The sequence below is a fragment of the Ferrovum myxofaciens genome, assembly GCF_000735045.1.
Lineage (GTDB): Bacteria > Pseudomonadota > Gammaproteobacteria > Burkholderiales > Ferrovaceae > Ferrovum > Ferrovum myxofaciens.
Genome location: NZ_JPOQ01000308.1, coordinates 1 through 428, shown reverse-complemented (window position 1 = coordinate 428; position 428 = coordinate 1). Strand labels below are relative to the sequence as shown.

Below are 428 nucleotides of genomic sequence, written 5' to 3'. Positions count from 1 at the left end.
AATAATTTCCTCAACACCGCCGTCTTGCGCTCCTCAGAATATCCGCTCATCTCCGTTCACTTTCCGCCCCCAGTCCAAAATTAAATCAACTCGGGTGACGCGACATCTTCCCTGACACCGGGGGGCTAAAGCGAGGGGATTCTCGCGGTGTGGGGTTGAAGTCGAAAGCGCGATCCAGAGAGGCGGACTGTTTATTCACTTCCGCCACGATCTGCTTGGATCGCGCAATCATCCCGCCCTGAACCCCTGCCGCCAAACCGTTTTCCCGGATAGCAGACAGTTTTGACGCATCAAGGGTTTCTGAGGAAACCTTGAAGTTGACCAGATCGGTCAGCGATGTGTCATCCGCCGAAAAAGCCGAAAAACCGAAAACGATCCCAGCGGAAAGAACGGCGCATTTTGCCAGTCTTGAACGAACCACCGCGTAC

The 428-nt window shown here is 54.2% G+C and carries 1 protein-coding gene; it reads right to left on the bottom strand.

Annotated features, from left to right (window positions below; all coding sequences use genetic code 11):
* Positions 1 to 85: 85 nt before the first annotated feature.
* The coding region (locus IV91_RS16185) for a type IV secretory system conjugative DNA transfer family protein (RefSeq protein ID WP_035418439.1) at positions 86 to 428 on the bottom strand (343 nt) is incomplete at its 5' end.